The sequence below is a fragment of the Curtobacterium sp. 'Ferrero' genome (assembly GCF_002412165.1).
In the GTDB taxonomy this organism is placed as follows: domain Bacteria; phylum Actinomycetota; class Actinomycetes; order Actinomycetales; family Microbacteriaceae; genus Curtobacterium.
Genome location: NZ_NXIA01000003.1, coordinates 112,277 through 133,247, shown reverse-complemented (window position 1 = coordinate 133,247; position 20,971 = coordinate 112,277). Strand labels below are relative to the sequence as shown.

The window sequence follows — 20,971 nt, the reverse complement described above, 5'->3', positions numbered from 1 at the left end:
GGAAACGCCCGCTCGCGACGTGACTCGGACGTCCGGACCCGCCCCTCAGCGGAGGAGCCGCCCCGGAGACCGTGAGCGGGCAGAACACGCAGGCGTCGCCGTCCGCGAGCGACAGGAAACGCCCGCTCGCGACCCGGGCCGGGGCTCGCCGCGCCAGCACGTGCGTGGAGCGGCATGCCTCACCACGAGCGGGCGGAATCCGCGAGCATCGGCGTCCGCGAGCAACAGGGAACGCCCGCTCGCGCACCGAACGCGCCGAACGCCCGCTCGCGCACCGAACGCACCGAACGCACCGAACGCCCCCTCGCGCACCGAACGCGACACTGCGCACCAAACGCGACGCGGCGACAAAAACTACACAGCGGGTGGTTTCTCCGGTAGCGTCGTACTCGGTCTCGCCGTGGAGCAGCGCTCCTCGACGGGCTGCGACATCCAGTGCCGCGCCACCCAGACAGGATCGAAGGAGCCTCTGCAATGCCCACCACCTCTGTGCAGCTCTACTCGCTGCGCGACGCCATCGCCGAAGACCTCGACGCCGCCATCGCCCGCGTCCGTGAGATCGGCTACGAGAACGTCGAGCCGTACGCGTTCGTCGAGCGCGTCGACGACTTCGAGCGGGCACTCCGGGCGACCGGCCTCCAGGCTCCGTCGGGGCACGTCGCGGTGATCGACGCCGACGACACCGCGCCGATCTGGGACGCGGCGAAGCGGCTCGGCCTCCAGACCGTCATCGACCCGTTCATCCCCACCGACCGCTGGCAGACCGCCGACGACGTGAAGAAGATCGCGGACCGGGTGAACGAGCTCACGGCCGAGGCGGCCAGCCACGGCCTGCAGTTCGGCTACCACAACCACCAGTGGGAGTTCACGAACAAGGTCGACGGCCGCACCGTCTACGACCTGTTCGTCGAGCAGCTCGCGCCGGAGACCGTGCTCGAGGTCGACACCTTCTGGGCGACCGTCGGCGGCGCGGACGCCCCGGCCGTCCTCCGCTCCCTCGGTGACCGGGTCGTCGCGATCCACGTCAAGGACGGCAAGGTCGACGGTGACATCCTGACCGCGCTGCCCTCGTCGGAGAGCGCGCTCATCGTGCCGGAGGCGCTCCAGCGCGCCTTCGAGAACCAGACCCCGGCCGGCCAGGGCGACGTCGACGTGGCGGGCATCCTCGCCGCTGCGCCACAGGCGATCCGCGTGGTGGAGTTCGACGCCTACTCGGGCGACGTCTTCCAGGGCATCACCGAGTCGCTGCAGTGGCTCCGTGAGAACGACACCGCCGGGAGCGCCGCGTGAGCCGCGTGGGCGTCGGCATCATCGGTGCCGGCAACATCTCCGACCAGTACCTGACCAACCTGACGCAGTTCGCCGACGTCGAGGTGCTGTTCGTCGCCGACGTCATCCAGGAGCGCGCGAAGGCCCAGGCCGAGAAGTACGGCGTCCCGTCGTACGGCACGGTCGAGGAGCTCCTCGCCCGCGACGACATCGCGATCGTGGTGAACATCACCATCCCGGCCCAGCACGCCGAGGTCGGCCAGCAGATCATCGCCGCCGGCAAGCACACCTGGAGCGAGAAGCCGGTCGCCACCACGGCCGAGGACGCGCAGGCCCTGCTCGCCGCCGCCGATGCCGCGGGCGTCCGCTACGCCACGGCGCCGGACACCGTGCTCGGCGCCGGCATCCAGACCGCGATCCGCGCCATCGCCCGCGGCGACATCGGCACGCCGCTCACCGCGACGACGATGTTCCACGTGCCCGGGCCGGACCAGTGGCACCCGGACCCCGAGTTCCTCTACGCGCAGGGCGCCGGTCCGCTGTTCGACATCGGCCCGTACTACGTCACGACGCTGCTCCACGCGTTCGGTTCGGCCTCGCGCGTGCAGGCCGTGTCGTCGAAGTCCCGCGAGACGCGCGTGATCGGGTCGGGCCCGCGCGCCGGCACCGAGTTCGCGGTCGAGGTGCCCACGCACCACGCCGCCCTCATCTCGTTCGCCGACGGCCAGTCCGCGCAGACGACGCTGTCGTTCCAGCACGCCCTGCCCCGCAACGGGTTCGTCGAGATCAACGGTTCCGAGGGCACGATCGTGCTGCCGGACCCGAACGTCTTCGACGGCGACAGCACGCTGTGGACGCTCGGCAAGGACGAGCCGACCACGCTCGAGCACCGCGGTTCGACGTGGGGCCGCGGCACGGGTGTGGTCGAGATGGCCCGCGCGATCGCCGAGGGCCAGCCGGAGCGCGCCTCCGGTGCCGTCGCCTCGCACGCGCTCGACGTCATGCTGGGCATCCGTGACGCCGCCGAGTCCGGTCAGGCCGTCGAGATCACGTCGCGGATCACGAAGCCGGAGCCGCTACCCGAGGACTTCGACCCCGCGGCCGCGGTCCTGGCCGAGGGCGTCAACGCCTGAGCACGCCGCGAGCAGCAGCAGGGGCCGGTCCCGTCGGGGCCGGCCCCTGCTGCACCCCTCAGGTCGGCCGCGTCGCGGATGGCGCGGACTGGAGGCACGGCTCGCCTCCGCCACGTCGCGCACGCGGGTCCGCTTCGATGGTGCAATGGAGCGAGCCCGACGGACGGGCAGGAGAGGCGAGGATGCCAGCACCCACGAGCGACACCGAGGTCACGTACCCCGCCGGCGACCTGACGAGCGAGGGAACGGTCGTGCACGTGGAGCCGACCGCCGACGACCGCTGGGCCGTGTTCACCGACCGCACCGCCGCGCATCCGGTCGACACCGCGTGGCCCGACCAACCGGCCGACCGGGTGACCCTGACGGCGGGCGGCATGCGGTACGACGACGTCGAACTCCGCGTCGCGGGGTTCCAGGACGGCGCGGTCCACATCGGCGACGACCTGCCGGTCCGCACCGGGACCGACGGGTGGGTCTTCGCCGTCGCACACGTCGTGACGGGCACCCCTCCGCAGGTCGGCGAGCCGATCACGGTCAGCGTCGATCCCGCGTACCGTGCTGCGCTCAGCGTCGGGCACACCGCCTGTCACCTGGCGTCCCTCGCCCTCGACGCCGTGCTCGCGGAGCACTGGGGCAAGCCCGCCCCGGGGGACGCGCTCGGCCACCCGGCGTTCGACTCGCTGGCGATCACCCGGTCAACGATCGGTGCGTACCGGTCCGAGGACGCCTACCGCATCGGCAAGTCCCTGCGGAAGAAGGGGTTCGACCCGGCTGCGTTCGACGACCCCGACGCCGTCGCGGCCCGGATCACCCGACGGCTCCGCGACTGGGTCGCCACCGGGGGCACCGTGCGGATCGACACCGACGGCCCCGGCCTGTCCGACCGACGACGATGGACGTGCGAGCTGCCCGAGGGCGTCGCGACCATCCCGTGCGGCGGAACGCACCCGACGAGCCTGGCGGACCTCGTCGACCCCACCGTCGAGCTCGCCGTGGAGGACGTCCCCGGTGCGCGTCTGGTCACGATGACGACCACGCTCACACCGCGCTGAGTCCAGCCCGCGCTCGGTCGGTCGCATGCCGGACGGTGCCCGGGGTCAGTCCGCCCGCGGGACGATCTGCTCGAGCATCCGGAGCACCCGCTCGCCGTCCACGGCACCCGGGTCGAGCAGCCACTGCACCTGCAAGCCGTCGGACGCCGCGATGCTCAGTGCGGCGAGGTCGACCGGGTCGAGGTCGGCACGGATGCGTCCGGCCTCCTGGTCGGCCCGGATCCACCCGGCGAGCTCGGCGCGGAGGCTCGCGAACCGCTCGCGCATGAACTCGCGCGTCGACGGGTGGCCCTCCTGCACCGCATCGGCGGAGAGCGTCGTGTACAGCTGCACCAGGCCGGGTACCGCACGGTTCCGCACGGCGCTGTCCCGCATGTCGCCGATCGCCGACTTCTGCCGGTCCGGGTCGGGCTGCGACCGGACCTCGTGCTCGTGGTAGACGGCCAACAACAGGTCGTCCCGGCTCGGGAAGTAGTGGCGGAGCGCGGCGTGCGTGATGCCGAGCGCCTCGGCGACCGACCGGAGCGACGACGCGTCCACGCCCTGCGCCGCGACCATCCGGATGGTCTCGTCGAGGATCTGCGCGCGACGCTCGGCGCCCTTGCGGTACCCGCGTCGCTGCGGGCCCTCGTGCTCGTCGGCCGGGGTCGTCATCCTGCCAACTTACCGCTGGAAGGTTTTCCGTGCGAGGACCGCGTCCCCGCCGGACGTCAGCGCCGCTGCGTCGCGGGGGCGTCCTCGTCGGCCGGGGTCGGCGTCCCCTCGGCGAGGGCGTCGACGACGGCCGTGAGCGCCCGGCTCACCACCGCGTTGTCCGCGTCCGAGAGACCGTCGAAGACGTCCACGACGGCCTGGTGGAACGCCGCGTACGAGGCGTCGATCTTCGCGGCCGCCTGCTCGGTCGGCTGCAGGACCTGCTGCCGTCGGTCGGTCGGGTGGGCGTCGCGGACGAGGTCACCCTTCTCCACGAGCGCGTCGACGACCTTGGTGACCGAGGCGTTCGACACCGCGAGCATCACCGCGAGGTCCTTCGGCCCCATCGGCCGCTCGTCGCGTGAGGCCTGCAGGAGGTACCGCAGCGCGAGCGACTCGTTCTTCGACAACCCGGTGTCGACCCGCGCTGCCTCCACCTGCTGCTCCTCCGCGTGCTGCAACCGGAGGATGGCGTCGACGGCGGTCCTCGCGGCGGCCGAGCGGGGTGCTCGTGCGTAGAGGTGGTTGTGCTCGCGGCGGACGACGGTCAGCGGCATGGGGTCATGGGCTCCTGTGTCAGACGGCCGGGACGGCGAAGAAGTCGGCGTAGGACGGCTCGGAGCGCTGGGACAGGAGCGAGGGGTCCTCGATCCGGCGCTCGACGAACGCGTCGATGACGGCCTGGTCGGTGAGGCCCGCGCGCGGGTGGCTCCGACCGATCCGTGCGTGTCGCGGCATCCCCGTGTACGTGCTGTGCATGTCTGATCCCGCCTTCCTGCTCACTGCTGCCCGGCCCGGGCGGCAGTCCCTCGTGGACGTCGAAACTCTTTCACGGCGCGAACGGTTTCCACAACGAACCGTTTCCGGAATGGACGTTTCGCGCACCGAACCTCCGCGAACTCGTCGCCTGACGGACATCCGGCACGTCGCCGAGCGGGAGACGTGCGCTGCAGGACCCCCAGCGACCTCACGGCGTCCTGTTGGCACTCTCTGGGTTCGAGTGCTAAAACAGAAGCAGTTGAGTCGAGGGGACTCAACGAGAATCCACACGAAGGAGTTGACGACGATGACGATGAACTTCGACCCGTTCCGCGAGCTCGACCGCCTCGCCGGCTCCCTGCTCGGGAGCGCCGGCGGACCGCGTTCGATGCCGATGGACCTGTACCGCACCGGGGACCACTACGTCCTCGACGTCGACCTGCCGGGCATCGACCCGGGCTCGGTCGACGTCGACGTCGACGGGTCGGTCCTGACCATCCGTGCCGAGCGGACGCTCGGTGCGCCGGAGGGCTCGCAGTGGATCACGCGCGAGCGCCAGCCGGGCACCTTCGTCCGCCAGCTGACCCTCGGCGACCACCTGGACGCCGGCCGCATCACGGCGAACTACGACAACGGCGTGCTGAGCATCACGATCCCGGTCAAGGAGTCGGCGAAGCCGCGCAAGATCGAGGTCGCCGTCGGCGGCGGTTCCCAGCAGCTCGCGGTCGGCACGGGCCAGGGCGCCGCGGACTAGCCCGGAGGCGCCGTGGGAGCACTGCTCAACGCACTCGTGGCCGTCCTCGCGGTCACCGCCGCGCTGACCACGTGGAGCCTCGACCGCCGCACCGCGCTCGTGCTCGGTGCGGCGGGCAGCACGGTCGGCACGTTCCTGGCCTGGGTGGTCGCCCCGGCCGCCTTCACGGGGGTGGTGCCGTGGATCGCTGCTGTCCTCGGGACGGCGGCCGTCGTGGCCGGGTGGAGCGCCGTGCGGCTCTACGACGGCGTCTTCGCGCCGCCACCGGAACCGGAGGACGACACGCAAACGGTCGCGACGATCTCGAGGTGACCACAGAACGGACGGGAGGTCGCTGCCAGCCGGCACCGCGCCTCCCGTCCGTCTCGTGGACGGTCCGGGCTACTCCTTGTGCAGCTTGTCCTGCACCGTCCCGGCCGTCTTCTCGACGACGTTCGGCAGCTCGGTCGTGCCGTAGAACCGGACGTCCGGGTGGGTGGGCGGCGGCATCGGCGCCGACGTCGTCGGACCGTCGTGGTAGCTGTACTCGCCCTTGCCGTCGAACGAGGGACCGCTCGCCCACGGGCCGTTCGCCGCCTCCTTGCCGTCGGAGAAGTTCAGGTACTGGTAGTCGACCTCCTGGTTCTCCTTCGACTGGGGGAAGTTGCTCGGTGTCGGGAAGTCCTCGATCCCCTGTTCCCGGAGTTCGGCGGCCGCCGTCGCCCACATGTTCTGGTGCATCGTGTCGCGTGCGAGGAGGAACGAGAGCAGGTCCCGCACCCCGGCGTCGTCGGTCATGTGGTATAGCCGGGCGACCTGCACCCGACCCTGCATCTCGGCGTTGGCGTTCGCCGTGAAGTCCGCGAGCAGGTTCCCGCTCGCGGTGATGTACGAGCCCTGCCACGGGTTGCCGTTGCTGTCGACCGGCCGGGCTCCGGCACCGGCGACGATGCCCTGCTGGACGTCCGTGCCTCCGATGATCGCGGCGACGGTCGGGTCGTCCTGCACGGCGTCCTCGGTGATGCCCAGCGGGCTCTTCTCGAGCAGCTGCGCGATCATCGTGGCGAGCATCTCGACGTGGCCCATCTCCTCCGCGCCGATGCCGAACACCAGATCCCGGTACTTGCCGGGCATGTGCATGTTCCACGCTTGGAACTGGTACTGCATGGCGACGGTGATCTCGCCGTACTGACCGCCGAGCACCTCCTGCAGCTTGCGGGCGTAGACGGCATCGGGCTTGTCCGGGGTGGACGCGAACTGGAGTTCCTGCTTGTGGAAGTACAAATCGTTCTCCTGTCGTGGTGGTGCGGTCGGTCGCCGGGCAGCGGTGGTCTGCCGCTCAGAGGATCGGGGTGCCGCCCGTCACGGCGACACGGGCGCCGGAGACGTAGCTACCGTCGTCGCTCGCGAGCAGCACGTAGACCGGGGCGAGCTCGGCAGGCTGTCCGGGGCGGCCGAGCGGCGTCTGCTTGCCGAACTGCTCGACCTCCTCGGGCGGCATCGTCGAGGGGATGAGGGGCGTCCAGATCGGCCCGGGTGCGACGCTGTTGACGCGGATGCCGCGGGGGCCGAGCAGCTGGGCGAGCGCTGCCGAGAGGTTCGCGACGCCGGCCTTCGTGACGTCGTACGGGGCGAGGTCCGGCTTCGGGTTGTCGGAGTTCACCGAGCTCGAACCGATGATCGCCGAGCCCGGGCCGAGGTGCGGGAGCGCGGCCTTGACGAGGTGGAAGTACGCGCTGAGGTTCGTCGCGAGGGTGTGGTCCCACTCCTCGTCGCTGATCTCCTCGATCGTCTCGTGGGTCATCTGGTACGCCGCGTTGTTCACGAGCACGTCGAGCCCGCCGAGCCGCTCGACCGCGGTGGCGACCACGGACCGGCAGTACGCCGGGTCGCTGACGTCACCCGGGAGCAGGACCGCCGTCCGCCCGGCCTCCTCCACCCAGCGCTTCGTGTCCTGGGCGTCGTCCTCCTCGTCCGGGAGGTAGCTGATCAGGACGTCCGCTCCCTCGCGGGCGAAGGCGATCGCGACCGCCTTGCCGATGCCGCTGTCCCCGCCCGTGATCACCGCGCGCTTCCCGGTGAGCTTGCCGGAACCCCGGTAGGACTCCTCGCCGTGGTCGGCTGCCGGGGTGAGCTGCTGGTCGCTGCCCGGGGGCTGCTGCTGTTCGGTCATGTCGTCTCCTGATCGGTGGTCCGTCGTCGCTGCGGTCGGTGTCGCTGCGGTGCGGCCGATGGTCGGCGGCGGGCGCTGGACGGCCGTTCGGGAGTGGCCCGATCGCGCGGTCCGGCGGTGCCGGCCTCGTCGATCCGGGTCACCGACCGACGGGGCCGCGCGTAGCGTGACCGGCATGGACCTGCAGCTCTCGGATCGTGTCGCGCTCGTCGTCGGGGGGAAGGGATACATCGGCCGTGCCGTCGCCGACCGGCTCCGGGCCGAGGGCTCCACGGTGGTGGTGGCGTCCCGGAGCGCCGAGGACGGCGACGACAGCGTCTCGATGGACACCGCGTCACAGGAGTCGGTCGACGCCGGGGTCGCTGCGGTGCTCGCGCGGCACGGGCGCATCGACGTGCTCGTCGTCACCGCCGCTCCGAGTGCGCAGACGCTGGACCCGGCACGGAAGTCCGACCCCGAGCAGGTCGCCGAGGCGATCGACGGCAAGGCGCTGGGCTTCCTCCGCGTCGCGAACGCCGTCCTGCCGCACCAGCGGGAGGCGGGCTCCGGTCGCGTCGTCGTGGTGAGCGGGCAGAACGCCTACATCTCCGGCAACATCACCGCATCGCTCCGGAACACGGCGGTGAACGTCATCGCGAAGAACCTGGCCGACGACCTGGCGGGATCGGGCGTCAGCGTGAACGTCGTGAACCCGGGAACGGTCACCGACGAGCCCGGGTCCGAGGTGCAGCGCGGCGCGGGCGGCGAGTCCAGCCCGCAGCAGATCGCGGACCTGGTCGCGTTCCTGTCCTCGCCGCTGTCGGCGCTCAGCGGCGAGTCGATCTCGATCGCGCACCGGATGCTCGGCTCCGTGGTCGTCTGACGCCGACCCGCGGCGGACGGGAGGCACGTGGCGCGGCCGCCACGCGCCTCCCGTCCGCCGTGTGGGCACGTCGCGCGCACCCGCGCGCCGAGAGGGCTTCGTCCTGCGGGCTGATGCGCTTCGGCCGTGCGCCCGATGTCGCCGACCCACGACTCCACGAGGCTGAGCACATGGAGTCCTCGAGCAAGCACGTCATCGCCACCCTGAGCGTCTGCGCCGGGATCGTCGCCGTCACCGTGTGGGCCATCCTCGCCGTGGCACCCGTCGCCTGACCCAGACGACGGCGATGCCCGCACACCGCCGTGCGATGATCGGTGCCGTGACCCCACGGCGCACGCTCGTCCGACCGCTCGCGGTGCGCTCGGTCGTCGCCGACGTCGTGTGGGCGGTCGTCGCCGCAGCGGCGTTCCTCGCGCCGGTCGACCTCGGACTCGAGCACGCGAGCATCCTCGCGGTCGTCGCAGCTGCCGGAGCGATCGCCGTCCGCCGGGTGTCGCCGTCGGGCGCGATGCTCCTCGTCGTCGTGCTCGGTTTCGTGCAGGTCGCGGGCGGTGAGCGCCCCTCCCTGGTCGACCTCGCCATCTTCGTGGTGATCGGCACGACCGCGATCCTCGGGACCCGCGCCGAGGTCGTGTTGTCCGGCCTCCTCGCCTTCGTGACCGGGGTCGGGGCGACCCTGTACCTCACGGTCACGGGCTTCCGCTTCGCGGTGCTCGTCAACGGCCCGCGCGACCAGGCGTTCCTCGCGATGGTCGCACCGGTCGCGGCCCTGCTCGCCGTGTGGGCCGGGGGGCTCGCGGTGCGGGCGTTCCGCTCGCGCGACCGCGAGTCGGAGCGCCGTGCGCACGCCGAGGAGGCCCGCTCCCGCGCCGAGGCCGTCGCGACCGAGGCCGAGGCCACCGCCACCCGCGCCATCGACGTCGCCGAGGCGGAACGGATCCGCGCCGCGATCGCCCGGGACGTCCACGACGTCGTCGGGCACTCGCTCGCGGTCATCATCGCGCAGGCCGACTCGGTGCCGTTCCTCGCCGACGAGGCCCGGGTGCGCGAGGTGAGCGCCACCATCGCGAGCACGGCCCGCAGCTCGCTCATGGAGGTCCGGCAGGTCCTCGGGCAGATCGACGGCACGGCCGACGCGGGCCCGGCGACCCTGGACGAGATCGTGCAGGGGATCCGCGACGCCGGCATCCAGGTCGACCACACCGTCCGGGGCGTCCCGCGCACACTCGGCCCGGACAGCGGGACCGCCGCCCGGCGGGTGCTGCAGGAGATGCTCACGAACGCACTCCGGCACGGCGCACCCGGCATGCCCGTGACCGTGCACGAGACCTGGCGGTCGGGCGACCTCGTGCTCGAGGTGGAGAACCGGGTCGGCAGCGGGTCGACCGGCGGTTCCGGCCGTGGCGTCGACGGCATGCGCAGCCGGCTCGCCGCCCTCGACGGCTCCTTCGACGCAGCGGTCCTCGACGACGCGTTCGTCGCCCGCGCACGCATCCCGATCGACATCCCAGGGGGGAGCCACCGATGACCGAACGCATCCGCATCCTGCTCACCGACGACCAGGCACTCTTCCGGGCGGGTCTGCGCGTCGTCCTCGACGCCCAGGACGACATGGAGGTGGTGGGCGAGGCATCCGACGGCGCCGAGGCCCTCGCCGCGATCCCGACGCTCCGGCCGGACGTGGTGCTGCTCGACATGCGCATGGCCGGTGTGGACGGTGTCGAGACCGTCCGTCGGCTCTACTCGGGCGAGGTCGAGGGTCCGCTGCCACGGGTGGTCGTGCTCACCACGTTCGGCCTCGACCCGGCCGCCGCCACCGCCATCCGGCTCGGCGCGAGCGGCTTCCTGCTGAAGGACACCACGCCACCGTTCCTGTTCGCCGCGATCCGCGCCGTGCACGAGGGCAGCTCGGTGATCGCACCGAACGACCTCGCCCAGCTGTTCGGCGCCGACGTCGAGCGTGCGCCGAAGCCGCAGCCGATCGAGTTCGCGTCGCTGTCCGACCGGGAGCGCATCGTGTTCGGGTGGGCCTCGCGCGGGCTGTCGAACGCCGAGATCGCCGCGAAGGAGTTCGTCACCGAGTCGACCGTGAAGACGCAGATCTCGAGCATCCTGGGCAAGCTCCAGCTCCGGGACCGCGTGCAGCTCGTGGTGTACGCGCACGACCACGGGCTCGCGGGGGCGCGGGACGAGGTCTAGCCGGGCACGACCTCGTCGAGGATCGTGGCCACCGCCGCCGGGTCGTGCGCGAACCGCCCGAGGAACAGACCCCCGATCCGCCCCTGCCCACGCGTGAGCAGGCCGGGTCCGGCGCTCCCCCCGTAGATCACCCGGGAGCCCGCGAGCTCCGGGATCGCCGCCACGTGCGCCTCGATCCCCGCGAGCACCTGGACGATGTGCTCGTCCGGGGCCGGAGCCGGTGCGCCGATGGCCCAGACGGGCTCGTAGGCGACGATGACCGGACCCGCGACACCCTCCGCGATCGCCGGCGCGAGGGCGCGGTCGAGTTGCGCGGTCACCTCCGTCACGGCGGCCGCCGCGGAGGCCCTGACCGGCTCCCCGACGCACACCAGCGGCCGCAGGCGGTTGCGGAACGCCGCGAGCACCTTGGCGGCGACGACGTCGTCCGTCTCGTGGAACAGGGAGCGTCGTTCGGCGTGGCCGATCTCGACCAGGTCGACGCCGATCTCGCGGAGTTCTGCGCCGGAGACCTCCCCGGTGAACGCCCCGTCGTCGGCCCACGACAGGTCCTGCGCGCCGAGCAGCACCGGCCCGTCGCCGAGCACCTGCCGGACGGGGACGAGCGCCGGGAACGACGGGACCACGAACAGCTCGGCGGCTCCCGACCGCACGGCGGGGTGCCGCTCGGCGATGTCCGCCACCCGCCGGGCCCAGTCGAGGGTCCTGGCGTGCGAGAAGTACATCTTGAGCGACACCCCGACGAGCGTCATGCGCGGTCGGCTCCCTCGGCGTCGAGGCCCTCGGCCGCGGAACCGTCGTAGCCGCAGATCGCCTGGACCTTCTCGGCGCTGGCGGACGACGGGTCGAACTCGTAGCCGAGCCACTCCTTCGCCATCCGACGGGCGACCTCGAGCCCGACGACCCGCTGCCCCATGCAGAGCACCTGCGCGTCGTTCGACAGCACGGACCGCTCGACCGAGTAACTGTCGTGGGCGGTCACGGCTCGGATGCCGGGCACCTTGTTGGCGCTGATCGCCACGCCGAGCCCGGTGCCGCAGATCAGGATCGCGCGGTCGGCCTCGCCGTTCGCGACCATCCGGGCGGCGTCGACGGCTATGTGCGGGTAGGCGGTGTGCCCGTCCGCGTCGACCCCGACGTCGGTGACGTCCGCGACCCGTCCGTCCGCGAGCAGGTCGGCCTTGATCGCCTCCTTGTACTCGTAGCCAGCGTCATCCGACCCGACGACCAGACGCAGCGTCATGATGCTGCTCCTTCCTCGATGACCGCGGTCACCGTCTCGACGATCAGTGCGAAGGACACCGCTCCCGGGTCCCTCGTGCCCACGGCCTGCTCGGCGTGGGTCTTGGCGCGCCCCTTGCGGGGCACGAGGTCGGCCGTGGCGTCCGCAGCCGCACGGGCCGCCGTCGCCGCGGCGCGCCAGGCATCCGCGGTCGACGCCCCGCCCTCGACGGCGGACCCGAAGGCGTCGTCGAACGGCACGAGCGCGTCGACCATCGTCTTGTCACCGGGCACGGCGCCGAACGCGGACACCGCCGCGGTCGCGGCGTGCACCGCCTCCGCGAGCCGCGCCGCCGACGGACGCGACTCGTCCCCGACCACGCGACCCAGTGCCTCCAGGGCGGCGCCCCAGATCGCACCGGACGTCCCGCCGGCCTTGTCGGACCACGCATCGGCCGCCACGGCGAGCAGTCCGCCCGCCCCGACGCCGCGACCCAGTGCCTCCTGGGCGGCCGCGTCCGCCGCGTGGACGCCGCGCTGCATGCCGATGCCGTGGTCGCCGTCGCCGGCGATCGCGTCCATCTCGCCGAGCTCGTCGACGTGCTCGTCGACGACGCGGCGCGCGGCGGCGAGCGCCGACGCCACGCGGGCGGCGACCTGCTGGGACTCGTCCGTGCCGGTGCCGACCTCGATGCCCTGCGCGGCCTCGAGCTCCGACTCCGGCAGCGGCTCGGCCGCGATCGCACCGCCCTTGCGGAAGGCGGGGGTGTCGGCGGGTGCGGACCAGAGCCGCTCGAGCTCGTCGTCGAGCCAGAGCAGCGTGAGCGAGACCCCGGCCATGTCGAAGCTGGTGACGAGCTCCCCGACCTCGGGCTCCACGACCACGACGCCGGCGTCCTCGAGCAGGCAGGCCACGGAACGCCAGACGACGAAGAGCTCCTCGTACTTGACGCTCCCGAGGCCGTTGAGGATCGGGACGACCCGCGCACCGTCGGCGGTGACGCCGTCCGGCAGCTCGTCGAGCAGACGCGCGACCAGCAGCTGCGCGAGGCCGTCGGCCGTCGGGACGTCGGTCTCGTCGATGCCGCGCTCACCGTGGATGCCCATGCCGATCGCCATGCGACGTTCGGGCACCTCGAACAGCGGCTCGGACGCCCCGGGGAGCGAGCACCCCGAGAACGCGACGCCGAAGGACCGGGTGCGCTCGTTCGCACGCTCCGCGACGGCGGTCACGGCGTCGAGGTCGCGCCCCTCCTCGGCGGCGGCGCCGGCGACCTTGAAGACGCAGAGGTCCCCGGCGATGCCGCGACGCTCGGCGGCGCGGTCGGCGGGTGCGCTGACGACGTCGTCGGTGACCCGGACCGTCCTGACGGGGATGCCGTCGGCCTCGAGGGTCCGCGCCGCGGCGTCGAAGTTCAGGCAGTCGCCCGCGTAGTTGCCGTACGAGAACAGCACCCCGCCACCGCGCTCGGCGGCGCGTGCGACCCCTGCGACCTGCTGGGCCGACGGGCTGGCGAACAGGTTGCCCATCGCCGCGCCGGCCGCGAGCCCCGGTCCGACCAGTCCGCCGAACGCCGGGTAGTGGCCGGAGCCGCCGCCGATGACCACGGCGACCTGTCCGTCGGGGCTGGCCGTGGAGCGGGCGACGCCGCCGTGCACGCGCCGGACCCACCGCTGGTTGGCGAGGACGAAGCCGTCCGCCGCCTCGTCGGCGAAGTCCGCCGGGTCGTTGAACAGCCGGGTCACCGGGCCGCTCCCTTCGTGCTCGGGCGCGACGGCGTCGCGACGTGGGAGGTGTCGAGCAGCTCGTCGGCCCGTGCGCCGCGGAAGAACTTCGTGCAGAAGATCATCACGGCCGCCAGGAAGGCGAGGACCCCGAGCGAGACGATGCCGAACGCGCCGCTGTCCGTCGGGACGACGTCGTTGATCGCGGTGCGCATGATCGGGGCCACGAACCCGCCGAGGTTGCCGAGCGAGTTGATCAGGCCGATGCCCGCTGCGGCGGCGGCACCGGTGAGGAACGCCGTCGGGTAGGCCCAGGTGATCGGGCCGACCGCGAGGAAGCTCGCCACGGCCAGGGTGATGAAGAGGATGCCGAGAAACGGCTGCCCGTTCGCGCCCGCCCACGCGGAACCGAGGATCGACAGGCCGGTCGTGATGTAGAACATGGTGCCCCAGTGCCGGCGGCGCCGGACCGTGTCCGCCTTCGAGCCGACGAGGTAGCAGGCGACCAGCCCGACGAGCCACGGGATCGCGGCGACGAGCCCGACCTGCCAGCCGACGTCCTGCCCGAGGAGGGCCGACACCTGCTGCGGCAGGTAGAAGGTGGTGCCGTAGACGGCGACCTGCAGGCAGAAGTAGATGACGGTGAAGTACCAGACGCGGCCGCTCGCCATCGCCTTCCAGATGCCCTTCGGACCGTCCTCGTTCCTGGCGGTGTCCTCGCGGGCCATCGCCGCGGTCAACGACGCCTTCTGGCCGTCGTCGAGCCACTTCGCCTGCTGCGGGCTGTTCGTGAGGAACACCAGTGCGGCGACGCCGGCGAGCACGGCGAGGATGCCCTCGCCGGCGAACATGACCTGCCAGCCCGCGAACGGGGTGACCTGGTCGCCGACGCTGATCAGGCCGCCGGAGAGCGGTGCGCCGATCATCTGCGAGAACGGCTGCGCCAGGTAGAAGATCGCGAACATCCGCACGCGGACCTTGTTCGGGAACCACTCGGACAGGTACATGATCACGCCGGGGAACAGGCCGGCCTCGGTGACGCCGAGCAGGAACCGCAGGACGATGAACATTGTGTCGTTCGTCGTGAAGGCGAACAGGGCGGCGACGATCCCCCAGGTGACGGCGATGCGGGCGAGCCAGAAGCGCGCGCCGAACCGCTTGAGCAGCAGGTTGGACGGGATCTCGAAGATCGCGTAGCCGATGAAGAAGATGCCGGCGCCGAGGGCGAAGGCGGCGTCCGAGACGCCGCGGTCGACGCGGAGCGCCTCCTCGGCGAAGCCGACGTTGGTGCGGTCGAGGAAGGCGACGAAGTACAGGATGACGAGCATCGGCATGAGGTGCTTCGTCGCCTTGCCGATCGCCGACCGCAGTGCGGGGTCGTGGGTCGAGCCCAGGGCTGGGGTGGTTGCGGACACGAATCGCTCCTTCGCGATCGGGTGGGACTGTGGCCGGTGGCGGCCTGGAGGCACGACGGACGTCGAGCACGTCGGCTCGCTCTGGTCGTGGGGCCGGGTCGGCCCGGTGCGTGCTGGTCGCGCGCTGGTTGCGTTGGTGCGGGGCTCAGTGCATGTAGAGGCCGCCGTCGACGTTGAGGGTCTGGCCGGTGACGAAGCCGGCGTCCTCGCTGATGAGGTAGGCGACCGCGGCCGCGATGTCCCGCGGCGTCCCGATCCGGGGGAGCACGCCGTCGGCGGCCATCTCGGCCTTGCGCTCCTCGGAGAGCGTGCCGCCCATGATGTCGGTGTCGATCGGTCCGGGGGAGATCGCGTTGACGGTGACCCCCTGGTGCCCGAGCTCGCGGGCCATGCCGCGCGTGAGCCCGACGACGCCGGCCTTCGCGACGGAGTACGGCGTCTTGCTGAACGTCCCGCCGCCGCGCTGGGCGGACACCGACGACAGGTTGACGATCCGGCCGTAGCCGTTCCGCACCATCGACTGCGCCGCACGGAGGCTCGCGAAGTGCACCCCGTCGAGGTTGATGCTGAGGACGCGGTGCCACTCCCCCTCGGGGAGGTCGAGGTAGGCGTGCGCCGAGGAGACGCCCGCCAGGTTCACGAGCGCGGCGATCGGCGGCAGCGCGGCCTCGATCGAGTCGAACGCCGCGCGGACGGCGGCCTCGTCGGCGACGTTCGCCCCCGCCCCGACGGCCTGCACGCCGTGCTGCTCGCGGATCTCCGCGGCGACCTGCTCGCTCGCGGCCTGGTCGAGGTCGATGACGCCGACGTTCCAGCCCTGCTCGGCGAGGTGGTGGGCGGTGGCGCGGCCGATGCCCCGCGGGGAGGCGGCACCGGTGAGGACGACGGTTCGGTCCGTGGTGGTCGTGGTCATGGTCGTCTGCTCCCTCAGTGGATCGGGGCCGGGCCGAGGTCGTCGAGGAGCTTCTGCATCGCGACGTACGCCTTGTTGCGGTAGGCGACGAGCTCGGGCGTGCGGTCGGCCGGCACGTCGAGGTAGCCGGAGCCCGACTTCGTGCCGAGCTCGCCGGCGTCGACGTGCTGCTGGAGCGAGGGCGGCGTCGCGAAGCGCTCGGGCCAGCGGGTCTGCAGCGACTCGAAGCAGAACGCGTAGACGTCGAGCCCGGCCATGTCGGCGATCGCGAACGGGCCGAAGAACGGCAGGCGGAACCCGAAGGTGGTCCGGACGATCGTGTCGATGTCGTCCGGGCTGGCGATGCCCTCGTCGGCGATCTTCGTCGCCTCCTCGAACAGGGCGTACTGCAGGCGGTTGAGGACGAACCCGGTCGAGTCCTTCACCCGCGCCGACTGCTTGCCGGTCGCGGCGACGACGGTCTCCCCGACCTCGATCGCGTGCTCGTTCGTCGTCGGGTGCGGGATGAGCTCGACGCCGGGGATGAACGGTGCCGGGTTCGAGAAGTGCACTCCGAGGAAGCGCTCGGGCCCGGTGACGGCTTCGGCGAGCGACTCGATGAGGATCGTCGAGGTGTTCGAGCCGATGACGGCGTCCGGCCGGGCGGCCTCGCTGATGCGGCGCAGCGTCGCGTGCTTGATCTCGAGCTTCTCGGGGACGGCCTCCTCGATGAAGTCGGCCCGGGCGACGGCTTCCTCGATGGACGCCGCTGCGGTGAGGTGCGCGTCGACGCGGGACACGGCGTCGGCCGGGAACAGGCCGTCGGCGACGAACTGCTCCGTCTCGGTGAGGAGTCGTGCGCGGTTCGACGCCGCGACCTCGGCCGAGACGTCGGCGATCGTGACGGTGTGGCCGGCGAGGGCGAGGACCTGGGCGATCCCGCCGCCCATGTACCCGGACCCGACGACGGCGATGTCGAGGGTGCTCATCGGAGTGCTCCTTGCTTCGCCGCCCCGACCACCGAGGTGGCGAGGACGGAACGGATGTACTGCTGGTTCGTGGCGCAGACGCCGAGGCTGTCCCCGCCGTACTGCTCGGTCATGACGATCCCGCGGAAGCCGTCGGCGACCGCGTCGCGGAGGACCCGGCGGTAGTTGATGAGGCCGGTCTCCATGGTGCTCGGGACGCTCGTCGCCCAGCTCCCGTCGCTGGCCTCGTCGCGCGTGTAGTTCTTCACGTGCAGGTAGTTCGTGTACGGCAGGGTCGCCGCGAAGAGCTCCTGCCAGTCCTCCACGGGCCGGTGCAGGCGGATGAGGTTCGCGACGTCCGCGTTGAGCCCGACGTTGTCGAGCCCGATCTCCTCGACCAGGCGGACGGCGCTGTCGGCGGTGCCGAGGTAGGTGTCCTCGTAGAGCTCGAGGGCCATCGGCAGGCCGACGCTCGCGGCGTGCTCACCGAGCTCCCGGAGCCGGGAGACCGCGGCGTTCCAGACCTCGGGGTCGTCGGGGTCCTTCGGCCCCGGCGCCGTCCAGAACCACAGCGCCTTCCGCTGGGCGTCGGTGAACGGCTGGTGCAGCCCGGTCGAGAAGACCTGCATGCCCCACTCGGCCGCCGCGTCGATGGTCCGGTGGGCGTAGGCGAGGTTGTCCTCCTCGTGGCCCGGCTGGATGACGCTCTTGCGCTGCAGGTGCACCGAGGGGATCCCGACGCCGTGCGACGCCGCGATCGAGAACAGCTCGTCCCGCCGCGAGCGCTCGAGGTCCGCCGGACGGATGTGGCTGTCGGCGAGTTCGGCGAGCGTGAACCCGACCGCCTCGATCTGTGCGAACACGTCGTCCCAGACCTCGGGGTCGGCGTCGTGGAACGCGACACCGTCACGGGTGGTCTGCGGGAAGCCGTGCAAGCACGTCGCGATCGGCCAGGTCTCGGCGGTCCAGGTCGACGGGTCCCAGTCCTGGGTGACCCACTCCTGTGGTGATGCCACGTGCTTGCTCCTTCGCAGTCGTGCGGGGTTCTGCTCTGAACCTCTTTCCTATAGGAAATATAGTCGCACGAGCGCAGAGCGCAACCATCCTGCGTGATCAGGACCGCGGGTCAGGACTGGTGCGACGCGTCCGCGCGGGAACGGACCCGCACGTTGTCGATGTGGACCCGCATGGCCGACACGGCCGCCGACGGGCTCACCGCGAGGGCGTCCAGGATCGACCGGTGCTCCTGCACGGCACGCTCCGTGTCGTCGTCGCCACCGCCGACGATCTGCCGTGCGCGGTGCACGCGGGTGGTGATGATCTCGGACATCTCCTCGAGGAACGGGTTGTGCGTCGCGTCGAACAGCACCTGGTGGAAGTCCCAGTCACTCCGGAAGAAACGGGCGGTGAGTTCGTCGGGCACGGAGTCGCCCGGGACTGCCGCGATCTCGTCGGCCACGGCGGCCTGCACCGCGAGCGCCGCGGCGAGACGCTCCCGGAGCACGGCGACGTCCCCGTGGGCGGCGAGCTCCACGGCACCGCTCTCGACGATGAGCCGGGCGTCGAAGAGCGCCTCGAGCTGATCGCCCGCGAGGGGCGGCGCCACCCGGTACCCCTTGTTCGCCTCACGCGTCACGAGTCCGGTGCGTTCGAGCTGGACGAGCGCCTCCCGCACCGGGGTCGGCGAGACGCCGAGGGTGCGGGCGAGCCCGTCGATCGAGAGCCGCATCCCGGCCTCGACGTCGTGGCCCATCAGGAACTCGAGCACCCGGTCGTACACGCGGTCCCGCAGGCCGAGCTGGGTGATCCGCTGCGTGCCGAACCCGGCGACGGTCGTGGCGCTCGTCATCCTCCGATCATAGAGAATCGACGATCAGCCAACGGCCGCGATGCCGAGCACGTCGCCGAGTCCCAGGGTCCGCTGGGCGGTGTCGCACGGCGCCGAAGCCGGCTTCATCACCAACCCCGAGGCCTGCGGCGTGTGCCCGAGGCCGTACGCGTGCCCCCACTCGTGCGTCGCGACCCCGCGGAGGTCGTAGCGGGACCCGGAGCACGTGGTCGTGGCCGACCAGACGTGCCCCGTCGAGTAGCGCTGGTCGACCTCCGTCGCCGTACCGCTCCGTGACCACACGCAGGTCACGGCCAGGACCCCGGAGGACAGCGATCCCCACCCGGCGACGCTCGATCCGTCCGACGAACCGCACCCGCCCTTCGCCGTGACCCCCATCGCCCGTTTCAGCACTCCGCGGTAGGTGTCGTCCGCCCGCGACGTGACCGTCTTCCCGCAGGAGCTGATCCGCCCCGTCCACGCGTCCGCGCCGGCCCCGATCGCCGCGGCACCGGAGACCTTCTGGTTGTTCGGGTTGTAGCTCCACGAGACGACGCTCGCCCACCGGTACCCGAGGGCTGTGTACGCCTTGCTGCCGCAACTCGCGGCGACGGTCGTCCCCCGCGCCGTCGCCGGCTGCGCCAGTGTCGCCGCGAGCGACCGACGCTGGGTCGCGGCACGCTCCTGGCGGACCGCCGCGGGTGCGCCCGTCCAGGTGTCGTCGAGCCGGATCGCCACACCCGTCCGTCCGGTGTTCGTCACCGAGACGTCGCCCGGGTCGACGGAACCGACCGCTGCCACCGGGGCAGCGGTCACCGTGACACCGGGGGACGGGATCGTCATGGTCCGACCACCGACGACCACCACCGTCCCGGAGGCCGGGGTGCAGCCCGCTGCGAGCTGCCCGAGCGTCACCTGCGTCCCGCGACAAGCCGCTAGCGACTGAGCTGTCACGGCCTGTGCCGGTCCTCCGCCGACGCCGACGACGGCCGTGGTCCCGATCCCGATCGCGGCCGCCACTGCGACCGCACGCGTCCTGCGCACGATGATGCCCTCCCTGGCTCCGCCCCCGGCGGTGTCCCGGTCGCTCGGCGGCCCAGCAAGTGTGCGAACCTCGGTGCCGCGCGGTCAAGCCCCCCGAACAGGCCGTGGGAGGCGGCTACGCTCGTCCCGTGTCCTCGGGAACGGTGCGTCCGCAGGTGGTGACCGTGTCGGTCGTGCTCTGGCTGGTGTGGCTGGCGGGCTGTGTGCTGGCGTCCGTGGTCGGTTTCGTCGAGTTCCCGTCGACCGTGCTCGTCACCGTGGTGTCCGTCGTGCTCTCCCTCGTGGTCTGGGGACTCGTCGGGTGGGCGGTGGTGCGGGTCCGGCAGGGATCGGCGACCTGGCGGATCGTCCTCGTGGTGGTCGCGGCCGCCCGGGCACTGCTGAGCATCGGGGACGGGCTGTCGACGGTCCTGCTGGTGGCACTCTCGGCGGTGGCGGCGGTGCTGCTGTTCCTGCCGTCGGCGCGGCCGTTCTTCGCCCGGCGGTCCTGACCCGGCTGCGCAGTGGGCGCGCGCGGCGTCCGGCACTCGGCCGTCCGCGCGCTCAGCTGTCCGCGCGCTCGGGCAGCAGCTCGGCCAACAGCTCGGTCACCCGACGCCGGACCTCGTCGCGGATCGGCCGGACGTCGTCGATGCCCTTGCCGGCGGGGTCCGTGAGTTCCCAGTCCTCGTACCGCTTGCCCGGGAAGATCGGGCACGCGTCGCCACAGCCCATCGTGATCACCGCGTCCGATGCCCGGACGTCCTCGGTGAGCAACAGCTGCGGCGTGTTCCCGGTGATGTCGATGCCCTCCTCAGCCATCGCCGCCACGGCGACGGGGTTGATCTCCGCGCCGGGCTCCGACCCACCGGAGAGCACCCGGACGCGGTCGCCGCCGATCGCCCGCGCGTACCCGGCCGCCATCTGGGAGCGCCCCGCGTTGTGGACGCAGACGAACAGCACGGTCACCGACGAGGTGGCGGTGGTGTCGGTGGTGGTGTCAGGCATCGGGCTCCTCTTCCGGTC

General features: G+C 72.1%; 24 protein-coding genes. 9 read left to right on the top strand and 15 right to left on the bottom strand.

Features of this window, described 5'->3' with window-relative positions:
* The first annotated feature begins 474 nt into the window (after positions 1-474).
* The 3 genes from Csp2054_RS04645 (at position 475) to Csp2054_RS04635 (ending at position 3,454) form a co-directional block, all read left to right on the top strand.
* Positions 475-1,290: a sugar phosphate isomerase/epimerase family protein gene (locus Csp2054_RS04645; RefSeq protein WP_096898140.1), complete on the top strand. Its 816-nt coding sequence runs from the start codon at positions 475-477 to the stop codon at positions 1,288-1,290.
* A complete protein-coding gene (locus Csp2054_RS04640; RefSeq protein WP_096898139.1) occupies positions 1,287-2,402 on the top strand; it encodes a Gfo/Idh/MocA family protein in 1,116 nt (371 codons plus the stop codon). The genes Csp2054_RS04645 and Csp2054_RS04640 overlap by 4 nt, the downstream gene beginning before the upstream one ends.
* A gap of 182 nt (positions 2,403-2,584) precedes the next feature.
* Positions 2,585-3,454, top strand: a complete 870-nt coding sequence (locus Csp2054_RS04635) for a metal-dependent hydrolase (protein WP_096898138.1) — start codon at positions 2,585-2,587, stop codon at positions 3,452-3,454.
* A gap of 45 nt (positions 3,455-3,499) precedes the next feature.
* Here the strand turns inward: Csp2054_RS04635 and Csp2054_RS04630 are convergent, their stop codons facing one another.
* Genes Csp2054_RS04630 through Csp2054_RS04620 form a run of 3 tightly spaced genes read right to left on the bottom strand, consistent with a single transcriptional unit; the run spans position 3,500 to position 4,906 of the window.
* Complete coding sequence (locus Csp2054_RS04630) at positions 3,500-4,108, bottom strand: TetR/AcrR family transcriptional regulator (RefSeq protein ID WP_096898137.1); 609 nt, start codon at positions 4,106-4,108, stop codon at positions 3,500-3,502.
* 56 nt (positions 4,109-4,164) lie between these two features.
* Positions 4,165-4,704, bottom strand: a complete 540-nt coding sequence (locus Csp2054_RS04625; protein ID WP_096898136.1) for a MarR family winged helix-turn-helix transcriptional regulator — start codon at positions 4,702-4,704, stop codon at positions 4,165-4,167.
* Positions 4,705-4,723: 19 nt separating this feature from the next.
* Positions 4,724-4,906: a hypothetical protein gene (locus tag Csp2054_RS04620; protein WP_096898135.1), complete on the bottom strand. Its 183-nt coding sequence runs from the start codon at positions 4,904-4,906 to the stop codon at positions 4,724-4,726.
* A 307-nt stretch (positions 4,907-5,213) separates the two neighbouring features.
* Here Csp2054_RS04620 and Csp2054_RS04615 point away from each other — a divergent pair, with 307 nt between their 5' ends.
* Together Csp2054_RS04615 and Csp2054_RS04610 are read left to right on the top strand one after the other, a co-directional pair.
* Positions 5,214-5,660 (top strand): Hsp20/alpha crystallin family protein, encoded by a 447-nt coding sequence (locus Csp2054_RS04615; RefSeq protein ID WP_096898134.1) that lies wholly within the window; start codon positions 5,214-5,216, stop codon positions 5,658-5,660.
* Positions 5,661-5,672: 12 nt separating this feature from the next.
* On the top strand, positions 5,673-5,972 hold the full coding sequence (locus tag Csp2054_RS04610; protein ID WP_096898133.1) for a hypothetical protein: 300 nt from the start codon (positions 5,673-5,675) through the stop codon (positions 5,970-5,972).
* Positions 5,973-6,041: 69 nt separating this feature from the next.
* Here Csp2054_RS04610 and Csp2054_RS04605 read toward each other — a convergent pair whose 3' ends face one another.
* Both Csp2054_RS04605 and Csp2054_RS04600 read right to left on the bottom strand, forming a co-directional pair.
* Positions 6,042-6,923: a manganese catalase family protein gene (locus Csp2054_RS04605; RefSeq protein ID WP_096898132.1), complete on the bottom strand. Its 882-nt coding sequence runs from the start codon at positions 6,921-6,923 to the stop codon at positions 6,042-6,044.
* 55 nt (positions 6,924-6,978) lie between these two features.
* Positions 6,979-7,812 (bottom strand): SDR family oxidoreductase, encoded by an 834-nt coding sequence (locus tag Csp2054_RS04600; protein ID WP_096898131.1) that lies wholly within the window; start codon positions 7,810-7,812, stop codon positions 6,979-6,981.
* A gap of 175 nt (positions 7,813-7,987) precedes the next feature.
* Between Csp2054_RS04600 and Csp2054_RS04595 the strand changes: the two genes are divergently transcribed.
* The 3 genes from Csp2054_RS04595 (at position 7,988) to Csp2054_RS04585 (ending at position 10,873) form a co-directional block, all read left to right on the top strand.
* Positions 7,988-8,674, top strand: coding sequence for an SDR family NAD(P)-dependent oxidoreductase (locus Csp2054_RS04595; RefSeq protein WP_096898259.1), 687 nt, complete (start codon positions 7,988-7,990; stop codon positions 8,672-8,674).
* A 319-nt stretch (positions 8,675-8,993) separates the two neighbouring features.
* On the top strand, positions 8,994-10,202 hold the full coding sequence (locus Csp2054_RS04590) for a sensor histidine kinase (protein ID WP_176491559.1): 1,209 nt from the start codon (positions 8,994-8,996) through the stop codon (positions 10,200-10,202).
* Positions 10,199-10,873 carry a response regulator gene (locus Csp2054_RS04585; protein WP_096898129.1) on the top strand — a complete coding sequence of 225 codons (675 nt, stop codon included), beginning with the start codon at positions 10,199-10,201 and terminating at the stop codon, positions 10,871-10,873. The genes Csp2054_RS04590 and Csp2054_RS04585 overlap by 4 nt, the downstream gene beginning before the upstream one ends.
* Here the strand turns inward: Csp2054_RS04585 and Csp2054_RS04580 are convergent.
* From Csp2054_RS04580 to Csp2054_RS04540, 9 genes are all read right to left on the bottom strand, one after another.
* Positions 10,870-11,625 (bottom strand): triose-phosphate isomerase family protein, encoded by a 756-nt coding sequence (locus Csp2054_RS04580; RefSeq protein ID WP_096898128.1) that lies wholly within the window; start codon positions 11,623-11,625, stop codon positions 10,870-10,872. The two genes, Csp2054_RS04585 and Csp2054_RS04580, sit on opposite strands and share 4 nt — an antisense overlap.
* Positions 11,622-12,116, bottom strand: coding sequence for a ribose-5-phosphate isomerase (locus tag Csp2054_RS04575; RefSeq protein ID WP_096898127.1), 495 nt, complete (start codon positions 12,114-12,116; stop codon positions 11,622-11,624). The genes Csp2054_RS04580 and Csp2054_RS04575 overlap by 4 nt, the downstream gene beginning before the upstream one ends.
* Positions 12,113-13,840, bottom strand: coding sequence for a dihydroxyacetone kinase family protein (locus Csp2054_RS04570; RefSeq protein WP_096898126.1), 1,728 nt, complete (start codon positions 13,838-13,840; stop codon positions 12,113-12,115). Before Csp2054_RS04570 ends, Csp2054_RS04575 begins: the two co-directional genes overlap by 4 nt.
* Positions 13,837-15,234 carry an MFS transporter gene (locus Csp2054_RS04565; RefSeq protein WP_096898125.1) on the bottom strand — a complete coding sequence of 466 codons (1,398 nt, stop codon included), beginning with the start codon at positions 15,232-15,234 and terminating at the stop codon, positions 13,837-13,839. The genes Csp2054_RS04570 and Csp2054_RS04565 overlap by 4 nt, the downstream gene beginning before the upstream one ends.
* A gap of 145 nt (positions 15,235-15,379) precedes the next feature.
* Positions 15,380-16,147, bottom strand: a complete 768-nt coding sequence (locus Csp2054_RS04560; RefSeq protein ID WP_096898124.1) for an SDR family NAD(P)-dependent oxidoreductase — start codon at positions 16,145-16,147, stop codon at positions 15,380-15,382.
* Between the two features lie 14 nt (positions 16,148-16,161).
* Positions 16,162-17,115, bottom strand: coding sequence for a 3-hydroxyacyl-CoA dehydrogenase family protein (locus tag Csp2054_RS04555; RefSeq protein ID WP_096898123.1), 954 nt, complete (start codon positions 17,113-17,115; stop codon positions 16,162-16,164).
* On the bottom strand, positions 17,112-18,110 hold the full coding sequence (locus Csp2054_RS04550) for a sugar phosphate isomerase/epimerase family protein (protein WP_096898122.1): 999 nt from the start codon (positions 18,108-18,110) through the stop codon (positions 17,112-17,114). Before Csp2054_RS04550 ends, Csp2054_RS04555 begins: the two co-directional genes overlap by 4 nt.
* Positions 18,111-18,220: 110 nt before the next feature.
* A complete protein-coding gene (locus Csp2054_RS04545; RefSeq protein WP_096898121.1) occupies positions 18,221-18,943 on the bottom strand; it encodes a GntR family transcriptional regulator in 723 nt (240 codons plus the stop codon).
* 24 nt (positions 18,944-18,967) lie between these two features.
* Entirely contained in the window at positions 18,968-19,837 is an 870-nt protein-coding gene (locus tag Csp2054_RS04540; RefSeq protein WP_141399127.1) for a matrixin family metalloprotease, read from the bottom strand.
* A 257-nt stretch (positions 19,838-20,094) separates the two neighbouring features.
* On the opposite strand from Csp2054_RS04540, the gene Csp2054_RS04535 reads away from it, so the two are divergent.
* Positions 20,095-20,457 (top strand): hypothetical protein, encoded by a 363-nt coding sequence (locus Csp2054_RS04535; protein ID WP_141399126.1) that lies wholly within the window; start codon positions 20,095-20,097, stop codon positions 20,455-20,457.
* Between the two features lie 52 nt (positions 20,458-20,509).
* Here Csp2054_RS04535 and Csp2054_RS04530 read toward each other — a convergent pair whose 3' ends face one another.
* The gene (locus tag Csp2054_RS04530) at positions 20,510-20,953 is read right to left on the bottom strand and encodes an arsenate reductase ArsC (RefSeq protein ID WP_096898118.1); all 444 of its coding nucleotides are present in this window, start codon (positions 20,951-20,953) and stop codon (positions 20,510-20,512) included.
* Between the last annotated feature and the right edge of the window lie 18 nt (positions 20,954-20,971).

What these genes read in the sequence shown, in the direction of transcription:
- Csp2054_RS04645 (WP_096898140.1), top strand. Translation starts at nt 475, where the DNA reads ATGCCCACCACCTCTGTGCAGCTCTACTCGCTGCGCGACGCCATCGCC.
- Csp2054_RS04635 (WP_096898138.1), top strand. Translation starts at nt 2,585, where the DNA reads ATGCCAGCACCCACGAGCGACACCGAGGTCACGTACCCCGCCGGCGAC.
- Csp2054_RS04615 (WP_096898134.1), top strand. Translation starts at nt 5,214, where the DNA reads ATGACGATGAACTTCGACCCGTTCCGCGAGCTCGACCGCCTCGCCGGC.
- Csp2054_RS04585 (WP_096898129.1), top strand. Translation starts at nt 10,199, where the DNA reads ATGACCGAACGCATCCGCATCCTGCTCACCGACGACCAGGCACTCTTC.
- Csp2054_RS04530 (WP_096898118.1), bottom strand. Translation starts at nt 20,953, where the DNA reads ATGCCTGACACCACCACCGACACCACCGCCACCTCGTCGGTGACCGTG.
- Csp2054_RS04595 (WP_096898259.1), top strand. Translation starts at nt 7,988, where the DNA reads ATGGACCTGCAGCTCTCGGATCGTGTCGCGCTCGTCGTCGGGGGGAAG.
- Csp2054_RS04580 (WP_096898128.1), bottom strand. Translation starts at nt 11,625, where the DNA reads ATGACGCTCGTCGGGGTGTCGCTCAAGATGTACTTCTCGCACGCCAGG.
- Csp2054_RS04545 (WP_096898121.1), bottom strand. Translation starts at nt 18,943, where the DNA reads ATGACGAGCGCCACGACCGTCGCCGGGTTCGGCACGCAGCGGATCACC.
- Csp2054_RS04575 (WP_096898127.1), bottom strand. Translation starts at nt 12,116, where the DNA reads ATGACGCTGCGTCTGGTCGTCGGGTCGGATGACGCTGGCTACGAGTAC.
- Csp2054_RS04620 (WP_096898135.1), bottom strand. Translation starts at nt 4,906, where the DNA reads ATGCACAGCACGTACACGGGGATGCCGCGACACGCACGGATCGGTCGG.
- Csp2054_RS04560 (WP_096898124.1), bottom strand. Translation starts at nt 16,147, where the DNA reads ATGACCACGACCACCACGGACCGAACCGTCGTCCTCACCGGTGCCGCC.
- Csp2054_RS04625 (WP_096898136.1), bottom strand. Translation starts at nt 4,704, where the DNA reads ATGCCGCTGACCGTCGTCCGCCGCGAGCACAACCACCTCTACGCACGA.
- Csp2054_RS04600 (WP_096898131.1), bottom strand. Translation starts at nt 7,812, where the DNA reads ATGACCGAACAGCAGCAGCCCCCGGGCAGCGACCAGCAGCTCACCCCG.
- Csp2054_RS04555 (WP_096898123.1), bottom strand. Translation starts at nt 17,115, where the DNA reads ATGAGCACCCTCGACATCGCCGTCGTCGGGTCCGGGTACATGGGCGGC.
- Csp2054_RS04630 (WP_096898137.1), bottom strand. Translation starts at nt 4,108, where the DNA reads ATGACGACCCCGGCCGACGAGCACGAGGGCCCGCAGCGACGCGGGTAC.